At 66.2% G+C, this 20,659-nt stretch carries 16 protein-coding genes and 3 tRNA genes; 7 read left to right on the top strand and 12 right to left on the bottom strand.

From position 1 onward, the window contains the following. Positions 1 to 81 precede the first annotated feature (81 nt). Together ASD23_RS12880 and ASD23_RS12875 are read right to left on the bottom strand one after the other, a co-directional pair. On the bottom strand, positions 82 to 987 hold the full coding sequence (locus ASD23_RS12880) for a nucleotidyl transferase AbiEii/AbiGii toxin family protein (protein ID WP_056011180.1): 906 nt from the start codon (positions 985 to 987) through the stop codon (positions 82 to 84). Then, entirely contained in the window at positions 984 to 1,643 is a 660-nt protein-coding gene (locus ASD23_RS12875) for a type IV toxin-antitoxin system AbiEi family antitoxin domain-containing protein (protein WP_162248747.1), read from the bottom strand. Before ASD23_RS12875 ends, ASD23_RS12880 begins: the two co-directional genes overlap by 4 nt. A gap of 120 nt (positions 1,644 to 1,763) precedes the next feature. On the opposite strand from ASD23_RS12875, the gene ASD23_RS12870 reads away from it, so the two are divergent. Beyond that, the gene (locus ASD23_RS12870; RefSeq protein WP_200941734.1) at positions 1,764 to 4,130 is read left to right on the top strand and encodes an arylsulfatase; all 2,367 of its coding nucleotides are present in this window, start codon (positions 1,764 to 1,766) and stop codon (positions 4,128 to 4,130) included. 97 nt (positions 4,131 to 4,227) lie between these two features. Here ASD23_RS12870 and mobF read toward each other — a convergent pair whose 3' ends face one another. The 6 genes from mobF to ASD23_RS12840 all read right to left on the bottom strand — a co-directional run bounded on the left by mobF (position 4,228) and on the right by ASD23_RS12840 (position 13,345). Beyond that, a complete protein-coding gene (gene mobF / locus ASD23_RS12865; protein ID WP_235507733.1) occupies positions 4,228 to 6,924 on the bottom strand; it encodes a MobF family relaxase in 2,697 nt (898 codons plus the stop codon). 307 nt (positions 6,925 to 7,231) lie between these two features. Further along, positions 7,232 to 8,440 (bottom strand): N-6 DNA methylase, encoded by a 1,209-nt coding sequence (locus ASD23_RS18890; protein WP_162248746.1) that lies wholly within the window; start codon positions 8,438 to 8,440, stop codon positions 7,232 to 7,234. Further along, the gene (locus tag ASD23_RS18975; RefSeq protein WP_162248745.1) at positions 8,427 to 9,368 is read right to left on the bottom strand and encodes a hypothetical protein; all 942 of its coding nucleotides are present in this window, start codon (positions 9,366 to 9,368) and stop codon (positions 8,427 to 8,429) included. The genes ASD23_RS18890 and ASD23_RS18975 overlap by 14 nt, the downstream gene beginning before the upstream one ends. Beyond that, positions 9,361 to 11,247, bottom strand: coding sequence for an ORC-CDC6 family AAA ATPase (locus ASD23_RS12850; RefSeq protein WP_157377080.1), 1,887 nt, complete (start codon positions 11,245 to 11,247; stop codon positions 9,361 to 9,363). Before ASD23_RS12850 ends, ASD23_RS18975 begins: the two co-directional genes overlap by 8 nt. Beyond that, a complete protein-coding gene (locus ASD23_RS12845; RefSeq protein ID WP_157377079.1) occupies positions 11,244 to 12,128 on the bottom strand; it encodes a phosphoribosyltransferase-like protein in 885 nt (294 codons plus the stop codon). The genes ASD23_RS12850 and ASD23_RS12845 overlap by 4 nt, the downstream gene beginning before the upstream one ends. A gap of 527 nt (positions 12,129 to 12,655) precedes the next feature. Beyond that, a complete protein-coding gene (locus tag ASD23_RS12840; protein WP_056011155.1) occupies positions 12,656 to 13,345 on the bottom strand; it encodes a hypothetical protein in 690 nt (229 codons plus the stop codon). Positions 13,346 to 13,485: 140 nt separating this feature from the next. On the opposite strand from ASD23_RS12840, the gene ASD23_RS12835 reads away from it, so the two are divergent. Both ASD23_RS12835 and ASD23_RS12830 read left to right on the top strand, forming a co-directional pair. After that, positions 13,486 to 13,683: a hypothetical protein gene (locus ASD23_RS12835; RefSeq protein ID WP_056011152.1), complete on the top strand. Its 198-nt coding sequence runs from the start codon at positions 13,486 to 13,488 to the stop codon at positions 13,681 to 13,683. 222 nt (positions 13,684 to 13,905) lie between these two features. Continuing rightward, positions 13,906 to 14,907, top strand: a complete 1,002-nt coding sequence (locus tag ASD23_RS12830; RefSeq protein WP_056011149.1) for a tyrosine-type recombinase/integrase — start codon at positions 13,906 to 13,908, stop codon at positions 14,905 to 14,907. A 34-nt stretch (positions 14,908 to 14,941) separates the two neighbouring features. Here ASD23_RS12830 and ASD23_RS12825 read toward each other — a convergent pair. The 3 genes from ASD23_RS12825 to ASD23_RS12815 form a co-directional block, all read right to left on the bottom strand. Next, positions 14,942 to 15,017 (bottom strand) — tRNA-Phe (locus ASD23_RS12825). 71 nt (positions 15,018 to 15,088) lie between these two features. Further along, positions 15,089 to 15,162, bottom strand: a tRNA-Asp gene (locus ASD23_RS12820). A gap of 68 nt (positions 15,163 to 15,230) precedes the next feature. Beyond that, positions 15,231 to 15,303, bottom strand: a tRNA-Glu gene (locus ASD23_RS12815). Positions 15,304 to 15,617: 314 nt separating this feature from the next. Here ASD23_RS12815 and ASD23_RS12810 point away from each other — a divergent pair. Continuing rightward, positions 15,618 to 16,847 carry a peptidoglycan DD-metalloendopeptidase family protein gene (locus tag ASD23_RS12810; RefSeq protein WP_056011146.1) on the top strand — a complete coding sequence of 410 codons (1,230 nt, stop codon included), beginning with the start codon at positions 15,618 to 15,620 and terminating at the stop codon, positions 16,845 to 16,847. After that, positions 16,840 to 18,108: a C40 family peptidase gene (locus tag ASD23_RS12805; RefSeq protein ID WP_235507732.1), complete on the top strand. Its 1,269-nt coding sequence runs from the start codon at positions 16,840 to 16,842 to the stop codon at positions 18,106 to 18,108. Before ASD23_RS12810 ends, ASD23_RS12805 begins: the two co-directional genes overlap by 8 nt. A gap of 97 nt (positions 18,109 to 18,205) precedes the next feature. Here ASD23_RS12805 and ppa read toward each other — a convergent pair whose 3' ends face one another. Then, entirely contained in the window at positions 18,206 to 18,691 is a 486-nt protein-coding gene (ppa, locus tag ASD23_RS12800; protein ID WP_056011139.1) for an inorganic diphosphatase, read from the bottom strand. Positions 18,692 to 18,765: 74 nt separating this feature from the next. Here ppa and tilS point away from each other — a divergent pair, with 74 nt between their 5' ends. After that, on the top strand, positions 18,766 to 19,908 hold the full coding sequence (gene tilS, locus ASD23_RS12795) for a tRNA lysidine(34) synthetase TilS (protein ID WP_056011133.1): 1,143 nt from the start codon (positions 18,766 to 18,768) through the stop codon (positions 19,906 to 19,908). Between the two features lie 153 nt (positions 19,909 to 20,061). Beyond that, positions 20,062 to 20,613, top strand: coding sequence for a hypoxanthine phosphoribosyltransferase (gene hpt / locus ASD23_RS12790; protein ID WP_056011130.1), 552 nt, complete (start codon positions 20,062 to 20,064; stop codon positions 20,611 to 20,613). Positions 20,614 to 20,659: the final 46 nt, after the last annotated feature.

Raw genomic sequence — 20,659 nt, 5'->3', positions numbered from 1 at the left:
GCTCTCAGTTGGTTTCAGTTCGTTTTCGCGCAGTTAATGGCACATTAATGGCACAGATTTGGCACAAGAGCGGCTCGGGAATCAGCTCCAGGTGAGCGACTCGGGTGACCAGACGAGGCCGGACGTCTCGCCTCGCAGCACCGGGTCGATGAAGGTGCGCATGAGCTCTGCCGCGAGGTCGACCGTCCGGAAGTCGGCACAATACGGGACATTCTTCGCATCCCTCGAATACGCGCGTCCCCAGTTCGGCGGGATGGTCAGTTCGGTGAATGGCGGGAGAGAGCGCGTGCGGGCCTCCGCGCGGATCGCGCGTCCGAGCGCCTCGGCATTCACGGTCTGCGTCGCCGCGAGGACAACGAGATCCACGAGGTCTTTCTCGCGGCTCGATGGTCGACCGCTGTAGTCGGCCATCGTCGCGCACACCTTGTCGGCGATCTGATCGACGACCGGGTAGAGACGGTAGTCGTTGCTCGGAAGTCGCGGTAGGTCCAGGCGGTTCGCCGGCTCCGAGACGGTGGCCTCATCGGTGACGAGAACACCGACGACGAGGTCGACGTGCAGCGGTTCCTTTCGGTCGGCGCCGATGTAGACATCGAAGTCGACGCAATAGCCCTCGGTGTAGAGCTGCTGGTCGCCGCCCACGACCGCGCGGTGCTTCATGTAGACGAAGCGGAAGTGGTCGCCGAGATCGATGCTCGCCAGACGGATCAGCTCTGCGAGTGCACCATCGAGGGTGTTGTTCGCTCGGTACAGGTCGATGTCGGTGGTGCGTCGGCCCGAGGCGACCCGGGCGAGCACCCCGGTGGCCCCCTTGAGAAGCCACTCGGACTCGTCGTGCTCGGAGAACACCCGGCTGAGGAAGCGGCGAAAATATTCCTGGCGGATTCGGTCCTGAGTGGACATGGACTCGTCGACGGCGAAGGCGCGGCGGGCGGCATCACGGATCGCAGCTTCGACTCCGGCGGCGCTCTTGTACGGTTCGGTCATGCCTCGCGATCCATTCCGGCGATCGCGAGCAGCTGATTGAGCAGTGCCGCGCCGTCGCCCTTGCGGTGGCCGTTGCGCGCTGCCAGCGGGGCGAGACTTGTTTCGAGCTGTCCGAGGTCGAGTTCGTACTTCCGGCTCGCGTCACGCAGTGCGTTGGCGACGATCGACAGGTCCGTTCGGTCCTCGACCAAATCGGAGATCGTACGCTCCGGCGTCGTCACCGGCAGCCCGTCGCGGATCGTGACGTCCTTTTCGGACAGATCGCGTTGACGGTAGTGGACGTCGGGGCGCTGCGTCTGGCGGCGGACCAGTGTGGTCAGCTCGGTCCGGTTCGAGCGAAGGTCACCGATATCGTGCAGCCACGCTGCGGTCTGGCCGGAGACCACCACTCCGCGGTGGCCGTCGCTCAGTCGCTCGCCCGCCAGGCGCTTCGGGTCGCTGCTGAGCCATGCCGCGCGCACGTCGAGGTAGGAGCCGGCCGGAGCGCCCGCGATCTTGTAGACACCTTGAGAGATCCGCTCGAGGTCGCCGGCGTCGGCGAGTCGCGACAGGTCGAGCCTGGTCACTCCGCGCGCGTCCGCCTGGGCCGAGGTGACCATGCCCCATTGGGAGGCCGAAATCTCGGCCAATTCACGCATGGCCGCTCGCGTCTTCATGCTTGGATTGTATCGCCTAGAACTATACAAACCAAGCATTGCTCCGATTTGCAAGATGGAACTGCGAGGGTGGGTGAAGCGAGGCCAGGGTGGCGGCGAATCGATGGTCGGAGGATGCACATGGGGAAACCGATTCAGCGGCAGGTGCTGCCGATCCCGAATCAGGGGGTCGGCTTCGCGGCGACGTACGACGCGAAGGACCCTGACACGGTGTTCCCGCCGATCGAGCCGCTGCTGCCGCCTGATGGCGCACCCAATGTGTTGGTCGTGTTGATCGACGATTGCGGGTTCGGTGCCTCGAGCGCGTTCGGCGGTCCGATCGAGACGCCGAACTTCGAGCGGCTCGCCGCGCAGGGTTTGAAGTACACGCGGTTCCACAACACGGCGTTATGTTCGCCGTCCCGGGCGGCGTTGCTCTCGGGCCGCAATCATCACACCGTCGGCATGGGCGGCATCACTGAGATCGCCACCTCTGCACCGGGATACAGTTCGGTTCGTCCCAACGATTGCGCGCCGCTGGCCGAGACGTTGAAGCTGAACGGTTATTCCACGGCGCAGTTCGGCAAGTGCCATGAAGTTCCGGTGTGGCAGACCAGCCCGATGGGGCCCTTCGACAGTTGGCCGTCCGGGGGCGGCGGCTTCGAGTACTTCTACGGGTTCATCGGCGGCGAGACCAACCAGTACGCACCGGCGCTGTACCACAACACCACCCCGGTGGAACCGGACCGCACGCCCGAAGAGGGGTACCACCTCACCGAGGACATCACCGATCGTGCCATCGGCTGGGTGCGTCAGCAGAAGGCGTTGATGCCGACCAAGCCCTTCTTCACCTACTTCGCCCCCGGAGCGACGCACGCCCCGCACCACGTGCCCCCGGAGTGGTCCGACAAGTACCGCGGCCGGTTCGACGATGGTTGGGACGTACTGCGAGAGCAGACCTTCGCACGGCAGAAGGATCTCGGAGTGCTGCCCGACTCGGCTGAGCTGACCGCGCGGCACGAGCAGATCCCGGCGTGGAACGACATGCCCGATGAGCTGAAGCCGGTCCTCGCCCGCCAGATGGAGGTCTACGCCGGATTCCTCGAACACACCGATCACCACGTCGGCCGGCTCGTCGACGCACTGGAAGAGCTGGGAGTCCTCGACGACACGCTCGTGTACGTCATCATCGGCGACAACGGCGCCTCCGCCGAGGGCGACGTGAACGGCTGCTTCAACGAGCTGATCAACCTCAACGGCGCCGCGGAGATGCAAACCGCCGAGTTCATGGCCTCCCGCATCGACGATTTCGGCACCCCGGCCGCGTACAACCACTACGCGGTGGGCTGGGCGCACGCCATGAACACCCCGTACCAGTGGACCAAGCAGGTCGCCTCGCATTGGGGCGGCACCCGCACCGGCACCATCGTGCGCTGGCCGCACGGCATCGAAGCCACCGGCGAGATCCGCCACCAGTTCCACCACGTCATCGACGTCGCCCCAACGGTGCTCGAGGCGGCCGGCATCCCGGAGCCCACCTTCGTGCACGGCGTGCAGCAGCATCCGTATGAGGGCGTGAGCATGGCGTACACGTTCGACGAAGCGGATGCCGCGGACCGCCGTCGGACGCAGTACTTCGAGATGTTCGTCAACCGCGGCATCTACCACCAGGGCTGGACGGCGGTGACTCGCCACTCCATCCCGTGGGACCAAGGCAAGCCGCTGCCACCGATCGACGATGACGTCTGGGAACTCTACGGCCCCGACGATTGGACTCAGGCCCACGACCTCGCCGCGGAGGATCCGAAGCGGCTGGCGCACCTGCAACAGAAGTTCCTCCTCGAGGCGTCCAAGTACAAGGTCTTCCCCCTCGACGACCGGCGGATCGAACGCTTCAACTCCGACCTCGCCGGCCGGCCGACATTGATCCACGGCAACAGCCAGGTGTTGTTCGGCGGGATGGGCAGACTGACGGAGAACGTCGTGCTCAACGTCAAGAACAAGTCACACGCGGTCACCGCCGATCTCACCGTGCCCGACGACGGCCAGGCAGAAGGCGTGATCATCGCGCAGGGCGGGGCCTTCGGTGGTTGGTCCATCTACCTGCACGACGGCCGCCCGACGTACTGCTACAACCTGTTCGGCATGCAGCACACCTACATACGCGCGGACGAGGTGGTGCCCGCGGGTGATCACCAAGTACGACTCGAGTTCACCTATGACGGAGGCGGGCTCGGGAAGGGCGCCACGGCCGACCTGTACCTCGACGGCACTCAGATCGCTTCAGGACGCATTGAAGCGACCGTGCCACTCGCGTTCTCCGGCGACGAGACGATGGACGTCGGCTCCGATACGGCGACCCCGGTCAGCGAGGACTACGACAGTCCCGGCAGCGTCTTCACCGGCCGCATCCACCGCGTCCAGATCGACCTCGGCGACGACGCGAACGACAATGACCACCTCATCAGCGCCGAAGAACGCATGCGAATCATCACCACACGACAGTAGGCGCGCACCCTACTGACTCAGTCAGAGCTCATTGTCCGACGTCCGTAAGCGGAGGTGCTTCGCGCCACAAGCGCCAAGGTAGCGTGGAACCGCAGCCTCAGCGGCTCAGGCCCAGGCCGGCTCCTGGCGTGCTCCGAGTTGATGTATCCCTACTGAAGCTGGTCCCGTCCGGAAGACGTGCTCCGCGACGCTGCTTATCTGCGTCGGCCGTAAGGCCACGCACGGACTCCTTCGCGAAGGCAGTGGCTTCGGCGAGCCCGCGATCGGCGCGGTCGCGTTCAGTTGCCAGGATGAACTGCGCCCGTGCATCATCCAGGTCAGCCGCGACGACATGCAGGCGATTGGAGTCATGCCCACGCGTCATACCCACGTACACGCCGGCCGCATCCATGGCGTCGCTGACCACCGTGTGCGACTCGGGCACGGTGGCGCCCTGCATACCGTAGGCGGTCGACGCGTACGCCAGATGCGTGTGCTCAGCGACGTACGCGGCCGGCAGTCGCACGGTGCGTTGTCTCCGACTCGAAGAGTGTTCCCTGGCCCAGACCGCGCCGTCGTCGCCCACGCTCTGGACGATCCACGTCTGCCGATTCGCCACGCGCACCGCCGAGGCGTTCCGCCGGGTCTGGATCACATCGCCGCGTCCGATGCTCAGGCCGTCGCTGCCGGTCGCAGTGCAATCGTCGTCGACCACCCCGGCATGCACTCGTTCGTCGCGGATGCGCGCGTTCAGCCCGCGCGCTTCATCGTTCGTCGCGACGGTGACCGCATCGTCATCGCGCCACTCGCGCGCGAGCGCCTCCTGCAACGCATCAGTGCTTTCATGCATCACAACGAGCCCGAGCGCATGCATGCGATCGAACAACGCCTCCGGATGCTCCCCGCGCCGCATCTGCACGGTGAGCGCGGCGTACGCGGGGTCAATGAACCGGTGCACGGTCGTCATGCGGTGCACGCGGGGGAGGAGTTGCGCGGCCATGTTGAGCACGCCGCCGCGGCCGATCGCCGCGAGTTGCGCACGGTCGCCGACCAGGGCGACGGTGGCGCCGTGCTCATCGGCGACGGTCAGCAGCGCGAGCGCCGTGTCCTGGTCGAGCATGCCGGCTTCATCGACCACGATCCGCTCACCACGAGCAAGACGAGTGGATGCCGCGGGGCCGGTGTACGAGGCATCCGTATCGGGGTCGATGTCGCCAACGCTGAGCCGGCTCCAGACGCCGTCGCGATTCCAGCGCCAGCCGTGCTCGTGCACGAGCTTCGCGACGCTGTCGGTTGCAACGCCGAGTTCCTGGTGTGCAACTTCGGCGGCCTTCTTCGTCGGCGTGACCACGCGGGTCACGCGGCCATGCGCGGTGGCGGCCTCGATCGCGGCGGCGAGCATCGTCGTCTTGCCAGCGCCGGCCGCGCCCTCCACGACGACGAGCGGGTCGGTGGATGCCACGGCCGAGGCCGTTCGCACCTGCGCAGCGTCGAGCCGGTGCCTGCGCGCCACGTGCGTCAGGTCTGGTGCACGTCGGCGACCCGCATGCGCGGCGCGTGCCGTGAAGAGGTCGCGCAGTCGGGTCTCGGAGGCGATCACGTGCAGGCTCGTGAGGTGCGCGATGTGCTCGGGATGCGGGCTGTCGGGTGGCAACACCGACAGGCAATCATCCGCCGCAAACCGGGTCGTGAGCATGACGAGCTGGCGCAGCGGCTCTGGGTTGGCGCGGACGCCGGCTTCCGTGATGATGCGAGTGACCTGGTCCTGGATGGCGTGCACCGTCCACGTCGACGCCGCAGCCGCGCACCGGTCGAGCGCGCGCGACGCGACATCCCGAACACTCACGTCATCGAGCGACACCGGCGGGTGCGCCGGAGCGCGCTCGAGGTCGGGGCGGTAGCCGGCGTCCTCGAGCTCCGCACGCCATGCCGCCTCGCTGCCGAGAGAGGTTGGCCGTTTGTGCGGACGTTCGTGATCCCACGCCATCGTGATCAGCCGCGACATCGCGGCCGGGCCAGGCTCCCGGTTGGGATGCGTCGTGCGCCACTCCTTCTCGAAGTGCGCAAGGTTGCGCGCCACCTGCTCAGATCGCTTGCTCATCGCGGCGTTGAAGGGCTGCAGCTCCGCGACTTCGCCGGTCACAGGATCGAGCGTGAGACCGTGGGCGTCGAGGGTAGCCGCGAGTCGCGGGTGCGCCGCGATGACGGCCGTGCCCAGCGAACGGATCGCGCCCTGCTGTCGGAACAGCGCCGCGGTGTCGAGACCGCGCCATGCGTCGGCTGCCCACACCCGCGTTCCAATCTGGAAGTGGATGTGCCGGTGAGGGTCGCCGGCGCGCGATGTCTTGTGCGAGACGCCGACGGTCTCCAGTTGCTCGATCGGCACCACCCGCTGGCTTCCGCGCGGGCCGACGCGCGTGACGGAATGCTGGCCGAGCCAGGCGCGGATCGTGGCGACCGCGTCGCTTTGCGCGGTGTCGAGAGCGACGGATACCTCGGGGTGCAAGGCCGCTGCGATCGACAGCGACTTCGGCGCGTTCACGACCATCTCCGCGAACCGCGGCGATCCTTGCCGGCCGTCGCCCGGCAGGCGGGGCTTGCCCATCGACTCGCCGGTGAGCGGGTTGATCCAATCCACCCATTGCGCGTATTGGTCTGCGGTGAGCGCGCCTTCGCCGATCACCTCGCCATCGCCGCCGACGACCGAGAACTCAGCGAGGGATGTCCCGCCCTCGAGGTAGTACTCGTCGGCGCGCGACCGATCCGACTCCAGGTAGCGGCGCGCGTCTGCCCCGGAACCCCGGAACAGGATCACGCCGCCTTTCATCGCCGCCCTCCGAGCTAGCTCAGGTTCTTGCAACTACCTATGGTAGCATACGTCCATTCGGATTCGGGGTGACGTAGGGGTGTAAGGACGGGTGCACTCCGGGCTGTTCGCATAGGCACTCTTCGCGGAGCCTGGTTGTAGAGGTCAGCAGCATGCGAGGGATGCGCGATTGGATCGTTGCGTTGGCGTCGTAAGCTTCGGCTGGACTCCTTCAGCCGCCCTGCCGCTCGAGAGCTAGCCTCGGATGCCCCGTCGGGCTGGCTATCTTCGTCTGATCCGTGAGGCCTCGCCGCTGTTAGAGGCCTGAAGGCCCTGCTTCGAGCATTTGCGGCTGAGGGCTTGCACCACAGTCCAGGATGGAGCTGTCGCAGCAGCAGTCACCTGGTGTGCCGCTCGCCTTGATGATGTGTACGTGCCATCCGGCGTCGCGTAGTACGGAGGTCACATCGGCAAGCGTCAGATACGGCGCGCCCGTGCCGCGCATTCGCCGCTCAAGATCTGAGGCGAGAGTCGGCAAGGTGGTGATCAAGTCGCCGAGGGTCGCGTTGTCCCTTGGCCGGATTCCAAAGAGACAATCGCTCAATACGATGTGGCCCACCTCAATAAGGCGAGGCGTGCGCCACTTGCCTACGCGGCTGATAAGGAGCAGTGGCGCAATATCCGCTAGACGTTCGGGGGCCGACCGAACCAAGGTGGTCGACTCAAGCTCAGTGGTATGGATGAAAGGTACGGTCGTGCCGGTTCCAGCCAGTGAGGGCAACGAGTGCAATGGAACTCGACCTCGCACAACCTCGATGCAGCGACAGTAAGACATCGGCTGCGGTTTGGGAGGCGGTGAAACGTTCGCGAACGCAGCGATTGGAGCGGTCGCGACGGTAGGCGGATTCCGCCGAGGCTGGAGTCGCACGATCGACGTCGATACCCGCGCTCCTCGGAAGGAGGAGTTGCTGAGACGGAGCAGCCGCTCAACGTCGTAATCGAGCATCAACTGCTGCCATAGATCCTGATGGCGCTCTGCATCGAGCGCGCCGTCCGGCATGATGGCAAAGAATCCTTCGCTCGGGTTCAGCGATCGCACGACCTCCGTCAAAAAGTGCATTGACGGCGCGACACGACCTCGGAATCCGAGGTACTCGATTATCGCCCCACCGTTTCCCCGGTAAGAGAACGGCGGATTCATGACGACTGCGGCGAGGTCATCTCGTCGTGCAGCACGCCAAACGCGACTTGCCGCACGAGAAGACGCGCGGAGCAAGTCTGCCGTGCTGACCGACCACTCGGAGTGTGCATTGCGGAGCTGGCGCACGGCGTCTTCGCTGACATCGATGCCGAGAAGCGAAACTTCGCCCCCGAAGCGCATCTCCACCGCTTCGAGCAGAGCGCCGCCTCCCACGGCGGGGTCGAGCACCGCGCCAGCGAGCGATGCCGGCAAGACGTTGGCGAGCGCCTCGGCGGCCCATACTGGGGTGTAGTAGTCGTCGACCCGGACTCTATCGCGCTGCATGACTACTGAGATCTGCCAAGAAGCCGCTGACTTCGTAGACGTAAACACCCCGTGTTCCTCGAGTTCTACCGCGGGAGCGTTCCGGGTGGTCGTAGACAATCTCTGTGCCTGCGGGATGCTCGATCGCATAGAGGATTGCACCGAGAGCATGCGGTTTTGTGCCAATCGGCGCAATGCGCAAATGCTGGTCGCCGATTCGCGAGTGTATTCGTGCGAGCGCGCGATATGCCTCGAACGGACAGCTTGCTTGAGCGAACTCAACACGCTGATCCATGTGCTCCAGCTCCAGGACACTCTGATTGGCAACGTATGTCGTAGTCGGGTACTCCACGCGGAATCCAGGCGACCCGACAACCGGATAGGAGCGGGCTATTTCAACCTCCTCCTGATCGATGATGTGGCTTAGCCGTGCTCCTTCGAAGCCCAGGAGTGGGGCAAAGTGACCTTCATCGTTGCTGCGACGAGAGACTTGAGCGAAGCCTGGAAGCGGCTCGATTCCCCGCCCCACACTCAGGTCATATACGAACCCGGGCAAATCGCCCTTGCGGTAGTCATCGGGCTCCGCGTACAAGGCAAGGAAGTCTGCGCTATGCCTGACCAAAGCGCGAACGAGAGGGGCCCAGACACGGTTCTCGAGACTGGTCAGGTCGACAGCGAGGGTGCCTGTAAGGCCGCTCAGGAGGTCGTCAAGTTGGGATGCTTCGAAAAGGTTCACACGCTCGTCGTAAGCATGGAACAGGCAGACCGCCTCATCCAGCTCCTCCACTCGGCAGGCGACCGTAGGCGACCCCGCTGGAAAAGCGCTGGCCATGATCGAAGCGCGCTCCTCTTCAATGTCCGCTCCGAAGAAGAGGTGTGAGATTCCGAATTCGGCGAGGTGTTCCAGCTCGACCCGACGCGTAAATGTCGGGTCCTGAAGATCAATCACGGATGGCATCCGAAAACAGAGTGATCTCGTCGGGGAGATTCCTGGCCGCTGCTCCTCGTGTGGCGAGAACTTTCCTCACCGTGGGGCCTGCCGTTTCTCGCTTTGTAAGCGAAACGACCTGGTCGGCTTGGAGCGTCATTCGACGTTTACTTCTGGGGCTGTATACGAAGAAGGGGGAAAGGACTGGGTGCAACTGATAGTCCATCTCCGGAGTGGCTCCGGAGCGGCGCGCATTCTTGTCTCCCTCAAAGCCAATCAGGACTCCCTGCCCGACCGCTTCGCCCAGGAGTCGCTCTACCTCGAGCGATGAGGCCATGCTGCCCGAGTAGCCGACGCGGAACTGGTTCACCTCAGGCGTTGACAGAGCGGCCTCGCGGGCAAGACTCCCGAAGATGCTCCCCAAGCCAAGCGTTAGTCGGGTGAGATCAGCACCCTGACGCGACCATCCTTGGAGATCACGTACCGTTGTCTCTCCCACGCGTGTTGCGGCGTCTGTCTGATCCACTATCGAGACAGCCTCGTCAAGTGGGTTGTCCGAGAGGACATGCAGCCGCAGCGCCTCATGCACCAGGCGAATCATGTACCGGATGTTTCCGTCGGCCATCTGACAATAAGTCTTCCAGCCCGCGTAATATTTGCGTGGGCCTACACGATTAGTCCTGATTGTGAAGAGCGCCGCGTAGCTGTAGTTGACAATACGGGTTTGCCATTTCGCAGGGTGCTTGACTGCCCACTGAACCAATTCAGACACGGGCTCACCATGGCTCTCGGCCCAGCGCACTGCTAGAGCGGACTCGAGTGGTGTCGCGGCGTCAACAAACTGGAGGTCTGCCGCCGTGTGCGCAGCGGAGTTCAGTACCTCTTGTCGGAGATGCTTCTTGAGCTCATCGGCTCCCAAGAGCACCGCTTCATCATCAGCGGAGATGGCGGGCAGAAGCTCGCTGGGAGCGAGCACGGGTTCGGATACGAGATCGAGTCGTTGAGTCACAACTGTCGCCGCGAACTGCTCGAAGGATTCATCTTTGAGATCTGCGACGATGTCAATCTTTGTGAAGTCTGCCGGATCCTGTATCGGCTGGCCGTCCACCAATGTCGATGGGTCGATCGCGATGGTGTTTCGCACGCCGATCTTGAAGGTAAAGGGCCCCGACCCGACCTGCTTGATGAGCGTGTTTACTATCTTCTTCTGATACGGAACGAGGTTCTCGAACTCGTCCAAACAGAACATGAAGGGGCGCTCGCGGGTCACGCCCGTGGGCCCGATTGCGTCAAACAAGTGTTCGAGCGGGCGCCCCAGCAGGGAAAGTGGGCTCCCCGATAGCGCGGAGATGCTGCCATTCAGCTTCGATTCAATATCGACGAGGGCGAGATCGATCTCGTTTGCTAACTCCTCGATATCTTCAACTTGGCGCAAGTGCAGCGCGCGGGTGAAGAGCGTGACGCGGTGCTTATCGAAAGTAATGGGTCTGTGGTTGTCGTGAGCCCAGCGAGCAAAGTCCACAACGAGTGCGCTGAGCCGGAGGTTCAGATAATGGGAGAACACGCGTGTCCATGTGTCCTCGTCGACGCCTCGGCCCTTGAACGCGGTCACCACGCTCGGTTCGACCTTCCAATAGGCGCCGATCACCGGCCACAATCCCGGATCGGACGATTTGGACACCTTGGCTTGGCCCCTATACGACATGGATCGGAGAGTCGTCGTCTTTCCCGTTCCTCGTCCACCAATGAGGAACGCCGGCGTTAAACCCAGCAGCTTGTGGAAGTACAGCGGTGCCGAAAAGCGCCGATAGAGGTCATCGTCGTTCTCATACTCTGCGCGAACCTGCCCCATTGCGCGGGTGATCGATTCGAGCAGAGCTGTTTGGGATGTGGGACTCATGAGACGAGTGGGGTCCAATCCGTTGTCTTCGGCGCCCATTGGAGGACGGGGACGGTGTTGTTTGGACAGCCGTGGTGAAATGAGAGCGCCAACCCAAGATCGCCATAGCCGGCGTTCCCGTACTGGTCGCATCCCGTCCTAGGGCTGTACCGCGAAAGGAAGTCGCCAACGAGGGGGCGAAGATCGGCGCGTACCAGTCTGGTCTCGGCATCAACCACGCTGTAGTCAGGGGTCAACAGGTAGGTAGGAACCACTTGAACAGCACAGGCTGATTCGATTGAAGACTTGGCGTGGGCCGTTGCCACCACCGGTAGGTAGTAGGCAGTGGAGATCTTCCCGCTCGCCTCCATGTCGGCAAGGCTGAATCGGCCCCGCGAGGTTTGCGTTCTTCGGTTCCACGACCGGCCGAACTGCGTCCCCGAGGCTGTGATGTCGTCCAACATCAGCAGGTCGATGGGTTCTTCGCTGGAGGTGAGCCCGCGAATCAGCTGCTCGGGGGTCTGTACCTGGCGTTCTGGAAAGCCCAGCTTCTCGCTGGCGAGGCGGGCAAATATGTAGCCAGAACCCGTAGGATCGCCGTCCTGCGCGAGTGGGAACGAGACGATCACACGGCTAAGGTATTCCTTCCACTCAGCCCTCCGGTGGTTAGCCGTGCCAAATCGTGGCAGTGTCGACAACGAGCGGATGGTCGCGGCTACTGCGTGTGTGATTTGCTCCTCGTTGAGGTGAACATGTGCTTCGAGCAACTCGTCTGCGATCTCTACGTCAGGGCCGTTTTCGAAGTTCGCCCGCCATCCCTCGATGTCGAGTTCGCGAGCGCTCGGCCATAGCCCAACATGCGACAGGTATTGCCGCGACTGGATCAGCTCAGAGGTGTTCATGTATGCGCCAGGTTAGGTCGTACGCTCTGTCGCGCCGCGAGCGGCACGCTGGCCTCAGGGATTGAACGCGCCGCAGTGGAGGCTTCCCCGCGAGCCTGCGGCCGAAGGCCAGTCTCGAATGAGTAGAGCAGTCTCACCTGTCCTCCATATTCTGCGACTTCGTGAGCAGCGCCCGGAACCTCGAATTCGGCACCGTGATAGATCGCGCGCACTCCAATTATGTCGACGTCACCCTCCCCGTGAGCCATCTGCGGGAGGTTGTCGTCCCGTGATTGCGAACCTTCCACCTGGTCGCGCGCGTCGGAAAGGGTCCTCAGCTGCCGGTCGATCGACCTCGACCACCTTCGTCGGTGTGCGAGTAGTCGCGATCGTTTGCCTCGCCCTGTGAAGATGCCCGCAGGGATAGGGCAACTGCAACGGTGGCCCCGTCCGGAAGCGGCAACCGGCGGGTGCCCACGGGCTGTATGCGCTGCCGCTCGCTTCGGGGCCAGTCACCGAGCGCGCGGGCCTCCGGCGTCGTCGTGAAGTTATCCCGCGCGCCCGCGTCGCCCAGGCGGGAGGAGCCCACGGTCGCGGGCCTTCGTGATCCAACCTTGAGCAGTGGATAGGGCGACTCTGTTGACCTGCGCCATCGTCGCGCTTGGGTTCGCGTCGCCCTGCTGCGTGAGCCGGCCGTGCTGCAGCGCGACCATCTCGTAGAAATCGGGCACCTTCTTCGGATCACCCAACGGCTTGAGCAAGTCCCGCTCGCTGACCTTTCGACCGGAGGGGAGGAGGATCTTCCCGCCGGTGATCGTCTCGGTGCGCTTCATCGCGAAGAGGCGCTTGTTGATCGCGGCCTCGATGCGGGCGGTGGGCAGCTCGCGGAGGAGTTGGCTCGTGATCGGGTCGCCTGGCTGCCATGGCAGGTAGATCACGCCCGTGATGCGCACCTCCTCCGGTACGGCGAAGAGCTGCCGCTGCAGGCGGATCATCACGCGAGTGTGGGTGGCCTCGTGTTCGAGGTAGCGCCAGCGACCGCCGGTGGTCTCGTTCTGATCTGATTCGGCTGGCGCGCCCTGGTCGTCGTACCCGAGAACCAGGTCGATCTGCTCGCTCGCGTCGTCGTCGCGCTCGCCGGGGAATCGGTTGGGCAGGTACCAGCCCTCGGGCAGGTCGTCTGTGACGAGCAGGCCGTCGTACGACTGGTCACCGGGGCGGGGCGTCGGAGCGGGCATGCGTCGAGTCTAACCACTCAACTCATATACTTGCCAAAATGCGCGACGTGGTGATATTCTCAGGTACTTGCAAATAGCCGCGCTTGTGTCGGCGTGCACCAGATGCCAGCACGGAGGCGGAGTAGCCGAAAGGATGCATCATGGTCGACGTCGCGCTGAGGGTCGAGTATCTGAGCCGAATCGAAGCGGCCGAGCGGTGTCGCATCCCGGTCTCGAGCTTCGACAAGCTGCGTCACGACGGGTTGATCCCGGAGCCTGACGCGCACATGGGCAAGCATCTGCTCTGGAGCGCCGACACGATCGATGACCTGCTCGCCCGGGGTGGAACGGAACACTGATGGCCGGGCGGCCGAACCGGGATACACCGAGCCGCGTCGATCCGAGAACGGGCCGTCCGCTCCCCGAGGGCATCCGCTGGCGCGCCGACCGGCAGCGATACCAGATCCGCGTCGTCGGCCCGAGCGTTGAAGGTGGCGCGGCTGAGCGGTCCCGCACGTTCCTCACACTGGCCGAGGCCAAGCGCGAGCTCGCGAAGATGGTTGCAGGCCGCAACCCGGACGATGACGCTCGAGCAGTGGTACGAGAAGTACTGGCCGGCGATCGAATCCTCGGTGCGACCGGCGACCGCGCGCAGTTACGGCGTGGGATGGCGGCTCCGCGTGAAGCCGAGTTTGGGCCGGCAAAGGCTCGACGACATCACCTCGCCGATGATCGAGTCGGCGATGGTGGCGTGGCCGGGCGGGGCATCCGCGAAGAACGATGCGCTCGCGGTGCTCTCACGCCTGCTTGATGGCGCCCGGCGCTCCCGGTTCATCGACCACAACCCGGCGCGCGAGGTGAAGCGGCCGAGCATGCGCGAGTCCATCTCGCCAGTCTCTCGCGCGCTCACGCTCGACCAGATCGGAACGCTCCTCGACCTCGTGCCCGAGGGCGCCTACCGCGGCTACGTTGCCGCGCTCGTCTACACCGGCATGCGGGCGGGGGAGGCGACCGCGCTGCGGGTCGGCGACGTCGACTTCGCGCGAGGTGTCATCCACGTCAGCCGATCGCTGAGTCCTGGTCGGCACGGTGAGCTGATCGAGCAGTCGCCCAAGAGCCACAAGTCTCGCGACGTTCCATTGATCGACGCGCTACGCCCGTACGCCGAGGTCGCCGCGAGAGGCAAGCAGGCGAACGACCTGCTGTTCGCCGGACCCGACGGCGGCCGGCTCACCAACCACAACGCGCGGCGCGGCGTCGACTGGGAGACGCTTCGCGAGGCGATCGGCCGGCCCGACCTGCGCATCCACGACCTCCGGCACACATTCGCGACGATCTTGTTCGACGCCGGCGCCAGCGCTCCTGACGTGCAGGCGACGCTCGGCCACTCGAGCCTGCAAGTCACCGAGCGCTACTCGCGTGCCCGCGAGGGCGTCGCGCTCCGTGCCGGCGCTGCCCTGAACGACGCGCTCAAGAACGCAGCCATCGAACCATCGAAACGAACCAGACGGCAGGCCCCCGCCGACCTTAATGGCACATTAATGGCACAACCTCACCGGCGTACCGGCGAGATCGCCCGCTGAAACCAGAAAACCCCCGGTAAACCGGGGGTTTCGATGGTGGCTCCGACGGGCGTCGATCCCGTGACCTCACGATTTTCAGTCGTGCGCTCTACCAACTGAGCTACAGAGCCTCGAGATGAAGAATCACCCCGAGTAAGGAGAAAGCCCCTTCTCTCGTAAGGGAAAGGGCTTGTCGCCTGAGCGACCCTGACGGGACTTGAACCCGCGACCTCCGCCGTGACAGGGCGGCACGCTAACCAACTGCGCTACAGGGCCTCGTGATGCCTTTCGGCACCGAGATGTGTTCAGTTATATCTTGCCAATTATACGTACTGGTCGTGCAGTGACCCCAACGGGATTCGAACCCGTGCTGCCGCCGTGAAAGGGCGGTGTCCTAGGCCACTAAACGATGGGGCCGGAGGGCGTTACCTGGGTCACGCCCGCCGACAGCCAAGCATACGTGCAGTCGGCGCAGATGGCAAAACGAGGGTCGCGGATGCCTCGGCGCCCGCCATGCGGCATCCGCGGACATGCGCTCGAAATGCCCGGAATGCGCCGAACTCCCGCCTATCGTGGGGCTGCCAGTGCCCGAACCGAGAGTTGAGGAGCGCGGGGACCCGAGCCCGCGTGGACGGGGAATGATGTACCGCACCGCAGACCGAACGCCCGCAGACCGAGCTCGAACGAGCCCGGTTCCCGGGGGAGCCCGGGCCGCAGCACGACCGCGGACGATGCAGCGTCTGGTCGCCGTCGTCGCGATCCTCGCCGCGGCGCTCGTCGTGCCGATCGTCGCGCCACCGCAGTCCGCGTTCGCCGCGACCTATCCGACCTGGGATGAGCTGCAGGCGGCGAAGGCCAACACCGCGGCGGGCGCCGCGGCGGTCGAGCAGGTAACCGCGCTCATCGCGCAGCTCGAGGTCAACGTCGAGGTCACCCGTGCCGAGGCCGAGCGCCGCACCGACGAGCTCTTCGTGGCCCAGCAGAAGTACGACGAGGCCGTGCTCCGGGCCGATCAGATCCAGGCGCAGGCCGATGCCTCCGAAGCGGAGGCGGTGACGGCCGAGACGAACGCCGGCCAGGTCGCCGCGCAGCTCTACCGGTCCGGTGGCAGTGACGTCGGCGTCAACCTCTTCCTCGACGCCGGCGACGCGCAGGCGACCGACGCCCTCCTCTCCAAGCTCGGCAACATGGAGAAGATGGTCGAGCGCACCTCGAGCATCTACGACCGGGCGCAGGAGAAGAAGAACACGGCCGAGGCGCTGAGCGGCCAGGCCGAAGTCGCGCAGGCCGAACGCGAGAAGCTGCGCATCGCCGCCGAGGCCGCACTCGTGGCGGCGCAGGAGGCGCAGGCCGCAGCCGAGGCCGCGCTCGCCGAGTCGCAGGCGAAGAAGATCGAGCTCGACGCGCAGCTCGCGTTCCTCAAAGACACGGAGGCGAAGACCACTGCCGCCTATCAGGAGGGCGAGCGGATCCGCCAGGAGGAGGAGCGGAAGCGGAAGGAAGAGGCAGCGCGTTCAGGATCGCCCGGCGGCGTTGCGTCGTCCGGGTGGGCGAAGCCCGCCGCCGGCCGCATCACGGGCGACTTCGGCCCGCGATCGCCGATCTGCTCGGGCGGTGGGTGCTCCGGCTCCTTCCACTACGCCGTCGACCTCGGCACCGGGTGCTCGTCGCCGATCTACGCCGCGAACAGCGGGGTGGTGACGTTCTCGGGCTACTCGGGCACCTACGGCAACTTCATCAAGATCGACCACGGCGGCGGCATCTCGACCGGCTACGCCCACATCCGCGACGGCGGGCGCTTCGTCGGCGTCGGCGCGTGGGTCGATGCCGGGCAGAACATCGCGTCGAGCGGCACGACCGGCGCATCCGACGGATGCCATCTGCATTTCGAGGTCTACAGCGGCGGGAGTCGTATCGATCCGCAGCCGTTCATGGCCGATCGGGGGATCTACTTTGGCTGAGAATCGCACCAGGCCGGTGTCGCGCGTGAAGCCGGCGACCGTCTTCTCCGCGGTCGCCGTGGGCGCCGTGACCGCATCGGTCGTCGCAGCCGGCGGGCCGGCGATGGCCGAACCCGACTACCCCTCGTGGAGCGAGATCGAGCAGGCCAAGGGCAACGAGGCCACGAAGCAGGCCGAGATCGCGCGCGTCGGCGAGCTGCTGGCCGGCCTGCAGCAGGTGGCGGATGCCGCGGTGCAGGCGTCGCAGATGGCGGCCGAGTCGTATCGCATCGCCGTCGACCAGCGCGATCGCGCGGCCGAACGCGAGACCACGCTCGCCCAGCAGGCCGACGAGGCCGACGCCGTCGCGGAGATCTCCAAGATGCGGGCGGGCCTCCTCGCCGCACACCTCGCGAAGACCGCGGGCAACGACCTGACCTCCGAGCTCGTCTTCTCGGGCGAGGACACCGACGGCCTGCTGAAGCAGCTCGGCATGGCGTCGAAGCTCGGCGAGCAGTCGCACGCCGTCTACGAGCAGGCCGTCGCCGATCGCAACACGGCCGACGCGCTGCGCGCACAGGCGGCGGAGGCGGCCGCGGAGCGCACCCGTCTCGCGGCGCTGGCCGAGACGAAGGCGAACGAGGCGCACGCCGCGGCGGAGGCCGCGATGGCGGCCGTGGCCGTGCAGGAGCAGCGTTCGGCCGAGCTCTACGCGCAGCTCGCGACGCTGAAGGACACGACGGCCGAGCTCGAGCGGGAGCGAGTCGAGGGACAGGCGCAGGAGGCCGCGCAGGCGGCGCTCGAGGCGAGCCGCCCGCCGGCACCGACCCCGCCGTCCGGCGGCGGTGGTGGCGGTGGGAACAGCGGCGGCGGCGCACCCGCCCCGAATCCCGATCCCGCCCCGCCGAACGCGAGCGCTGTCGAGACGGCCATCTGGTTCGCGAGCCAGCAGCTCGGCGAGCGATACGAGCTCGGCGGTGCCGGCCCCGACGTCTGGGACTGCTCGGGCCTCACGCGGGCGGCGTACGCCGCGGCGGGCATCGGCATCGGCACGCACTCGGCGACGAACCAGTACTACACGCTCGCCGGACGAGGGAAGGCGGTCTCGCTCGGCAGCGTGCAGCGCGGCGACCTGCTCTTCTGGGGCGGGGGCGGAAGCTACTACCACGTCGCGATCTACCTCGGCGGCGGACGCATCCTCGAGGCCCCCGACTACGGCAAGCCCGTGCGCGAGTGGCCGATCTGGGGGAGCCCCTCGGCCGCGGCGCGGCCGGCCGGCTGAGTCGGACCAGACGCACAGAAGGGGCGGGCCACTCGGCCCGCCCCTTCTGCGTACGGATGTCGCGAGCCCGCGACATCCGCTTCGTTCATGTCCGGTCTCAGTGACCGGGGAACGCCTCGATCGCCTTCTGGATGAGCGACTCCGCCTCGGCCGCGTCGGCCCAGCCCTCGGTCTTGACCCACTTGCCCGGCTCGAGGTCCTTGTAGTGCTCGAAGAAGTGCTCGATCTCCTTGCGCGTGAACTCGGGGATGTCGTTCACGTCCTGGATGTGGTTCCAGCGGGGGTCGCCGGCCGGCACCGCGATGACCTTGGCGTCGCCGCCGCCGTCGTCGGTCATGTGGAAGACGCCGACGGGGCGCACCTTCACGCCGACACCGGGGAAGAGCGGGAACTCGAGCAGCACGAGCACGTCGAGCGGGTCGCCGTCGTCGCCGAGGGTGTTCTCGAAGAAGCCGTAGTCGGTCGGGTAGACGAAGGTCGTGTAGAGCACCCGGTCGAGGAAGACCCGGCCGGTCTCGTGGTCGACCTCGTACTTGTTGCGGCTCCCCTTCGGGATCTCGATGACGGCGGCGTACTCGCCCATGTGGTTCTCCTTGATCGTGGAAGCACTGTCTGGAAGCTTCGTCGCCCGCGCGGGGCGCGGAATAAGGTTACTTGATGCCTTCTGACCAGCAGACGGATGCCGCGGCTCCCCGCCGCCCGCGCCTGACCCCGCCGATCGCCGACGTGCGCCGCGCGGTCCGTGCCGTGCTTCCCCCGGGAACGGATCCGGTGCGCCGAGTCGAAGGAACAGACGCACAACACGCCGATCCCGACTCCGGCGTGTCTCCCGATCTTCCTGCGACTCAGCGTGAGCTCGTGCTCGTGGCCCTCTCGGGCGGCGCCGACTCCCTCGCGCTCGCCGCGGCCACGGCGTTCGAGGCGCCACGCGCCGGATGGCGCGTGGGCGCCGTCGTCGTCGACCACGGGTTGCAACCGGGGTCGGCCGAGGTGGCCGAGGCCGCAGCGGCGACCGCGCGGGCACTCGGTCTCGACCCGGTCGTCGTGCGACGCGTCGAGGTCGCTTCGACCGGCTCAGCGAGCAAGGGCGGGCCCGAGGCATCCGCTCGCGACGCCCGCTACGCCGCGCTCGACGCGGCAGCCGTCGAGACCGGCGCGGCGCTCGTGCTGCTCGGTCACACGCTCGACGACCAGGCCGAGACCGTGCTGCTCGGACTCGCTCGCGGTTCGGGTGCGGCGAGCCTCTCCGGCATGCCGGCGCGCGCCGGCCGCTACGCCCGCCCGCTCCTCGGCATCCGGCGGGCGGACACCCGGCAGGCCTGCTTCGACGCCGGCCTGACCCCGTGGGACGATCCCCACAACCTCGACCCCGCCTATGCCCGCGTACGAGTGCGCGAGCGCGTGCTGCCCGTGCTCGAGGCCGAGCTCGGGCCGGGCGTCGCCGAGGCCCTCGCGCGCACGGCCGAGCAGCTCCGCGAAGACGAGGCCGCCTTCTCAGAGCAGATCGAGGAGTTCATCGAGGAGATCTGCGAACCCGCCGAGGCCGGCATCGCGATCTCGGTCGGCGCCCTCGCGGCGAACCCGGCGGCGCTGCGGCAGCGCATCATCCGCCACGTCGTCGGCAGCGAGTTCGGCGTCTCGCTCTCGCGGGCGCAGACGCTCGAGGTCGCGCGCCTCGTGACCGACTGGCACGGGCAGGGGCCGCTCGACCTGCCGGGCGGCGTGCTCGCCACGCGAGCCGGGCGGCACGTCGTGCTGAGCACCACCGGGTCGACCGAGATCCTTCCCCACGACCACTGAGCGGTCCGACTGCGGGTTGAGCGTGTCGAAACCGCCCCTGCTGCCGGTTCCGGCAGGCTCAACCCACAGGGACCGACGGCGTAGGCTCGGTGCATCCGTTCGCCGCGCACCCACGGCGAACGCGCCACGATCGCCCCCACAGGAGAGCAGGCCATGTACGCGAACGAGATCGAAGCCGACCTGACCGAGGTGCTCGTCACCGAAGCCGAGATCCACGCGAAGCTCGCCGAGCTCGCTCGTCGCATCGAGGCCGACTACGAGGGTGAAGACCTCCTGCTCGTCGGCGTGCTGAAGGGCGCGGTCATGGTCATGGCCGACCTCGCCCGCGAACTGCGCCCGCATATCAACATGGACTGGATGGCGGTCTCCTCCTACGGCGCCGGCACGCAGTCGTCGGGTGTCGTCCGCATCGTGAAGGACCTCGACACCGACCTCACGGGCCGCCACGTGCTGATCGTCGAGGACATCATCGACTCCGGCCTGACGCTCAGCTGGCTGCTCGGCAACCTCGAGTCGCGCGGCGCGAAGTCGGTCGAGATCTGCGCGCTGCTCCGCAAGCCCGACGCCGCGAAGGTCGCGGTCGACGTCAAGTACCTCGGCTTCGACATCCCGAACCAGTTCGTCGTCGGCTACGGCCTCGACTTCGCCGAGAACTACCGCAACCTCCGGGATGTCGCGATCCTCGCGCCGCACGTCTACAGCTGACCTCGCCGGGGTCCCGACGTCGCCTGCACGCTGACGTGGGAGAGGC

It is taken from the genome of Agromyces sp. Root1464, from assembly GCF_001427265.1.
Lineage (GTDB): Bacteria > Actinomycetota > Actinomycetes > Actinomycetales > Microbacteriaceae > Agromyces > Agromyces fucosus.
This window is presented reverse-complemented; position numbering and strand designations above follow the sequence as displayed.

What these genes read in the sequence shown, in the direction of transcription:
- ASD23_RS18890 (WP_162248746.1), bottom strand. Translation starts at nt 8,440, where the DNA reads ATGCAGCGCGATAGAGTCCGGGTCGACGACTACTACACCCCAGTATGG.
- ASD23_RS12835 (WP_056011152.1), top strand. Translation starts at nt 13,486, where the DNA reads ATGGTCGACGTCGCGCTGAGGGTCGAGTATCTGAGCCGAATCGAAGCG.
- ASD23_RS12850 (WP_157377080.1), bottom strand. Translation starts at nt 11,247, where the DNA reads ATGAGTCCCACATCCCAAACAGCTCTGCTCGAATCGATCACCCGCGCA.
- tilS (WP_056011133.1), top strand. Translation starts at nt 18,766, where the DNA reads ATGCCTTCTGACCAGCAGACGGATGCCGCGGCTCCCCGCCGCCCGCGC.
- ppa (WP_056011139.1), bottom strand. Translation starts at nt 18,691, where the DNA reads ATGGGCGAGTACGCCGCCGTCATCGAGATCCCGAAGGGGAGCCGCAAC.
- hpt (WP_056011130.1), top strand. Translation starts at nt 20,062, where the DNA reads ATGTACGCGAACGAGATCGAAGCCGACCTGACCGAGGTGCTCGTCACC.
- ASD23_RS12810 (WP_056011146.1), top strand. Translation starts at nt 15,618, where the DNA reads ATGCAGCGTCTGGTCGCCGTCGTCGCGATCCTCGCCGCGGCGCTCGTC.
- ASD23_RS12875 (WP_162248747.1), bottom strand. Translation starts at nt 1,643, where the DNA reads ATGAAGACGCGAGCGGCCATGCGTGAATTGGCCGAGATTTCGGCCTCC.
- ASD23_RS12880 (WP_056011180.1), bottom strand. Translation starts at nt 987, where the DNA reads ATGACCGAACCGTACAAGAGCGCCGCCGGAGTCGAAGCTGCGATCCGT.
- ASD23_RS12870 (WP_200941734.1), top strand. Translation starts at nt 1,764, where the DNA reads ATGGGGAAACCGATTCAGCGGCAGGTGCTGCCGATCCCGAATCAGGGG.
- ASD23_RS12840 (WP_056011155.1), bottom strand. Translation starts at nt 13,345, where the DNA reads ATGCCCGCTCCGACGCCCCGCCCCGGTGACCAGTCGTACGACGGCCTG.
- ASD23_RS12845 (WP_157377079.1), bottom strand. Translation starts at nt 12,128, where the DNA reads ATGAACACCTCTGAGCTGATCCAGTCGCGGCAATACCTGTCGCATGTT.
- ASD23_RS12830 (WP_056011149.1), top strand. Translation starts at nt 13,906, where the DNA reads ATGACGCTCGAGCAGTGGTACGAGAAGTACTGGCCGGCGATCGAATCC.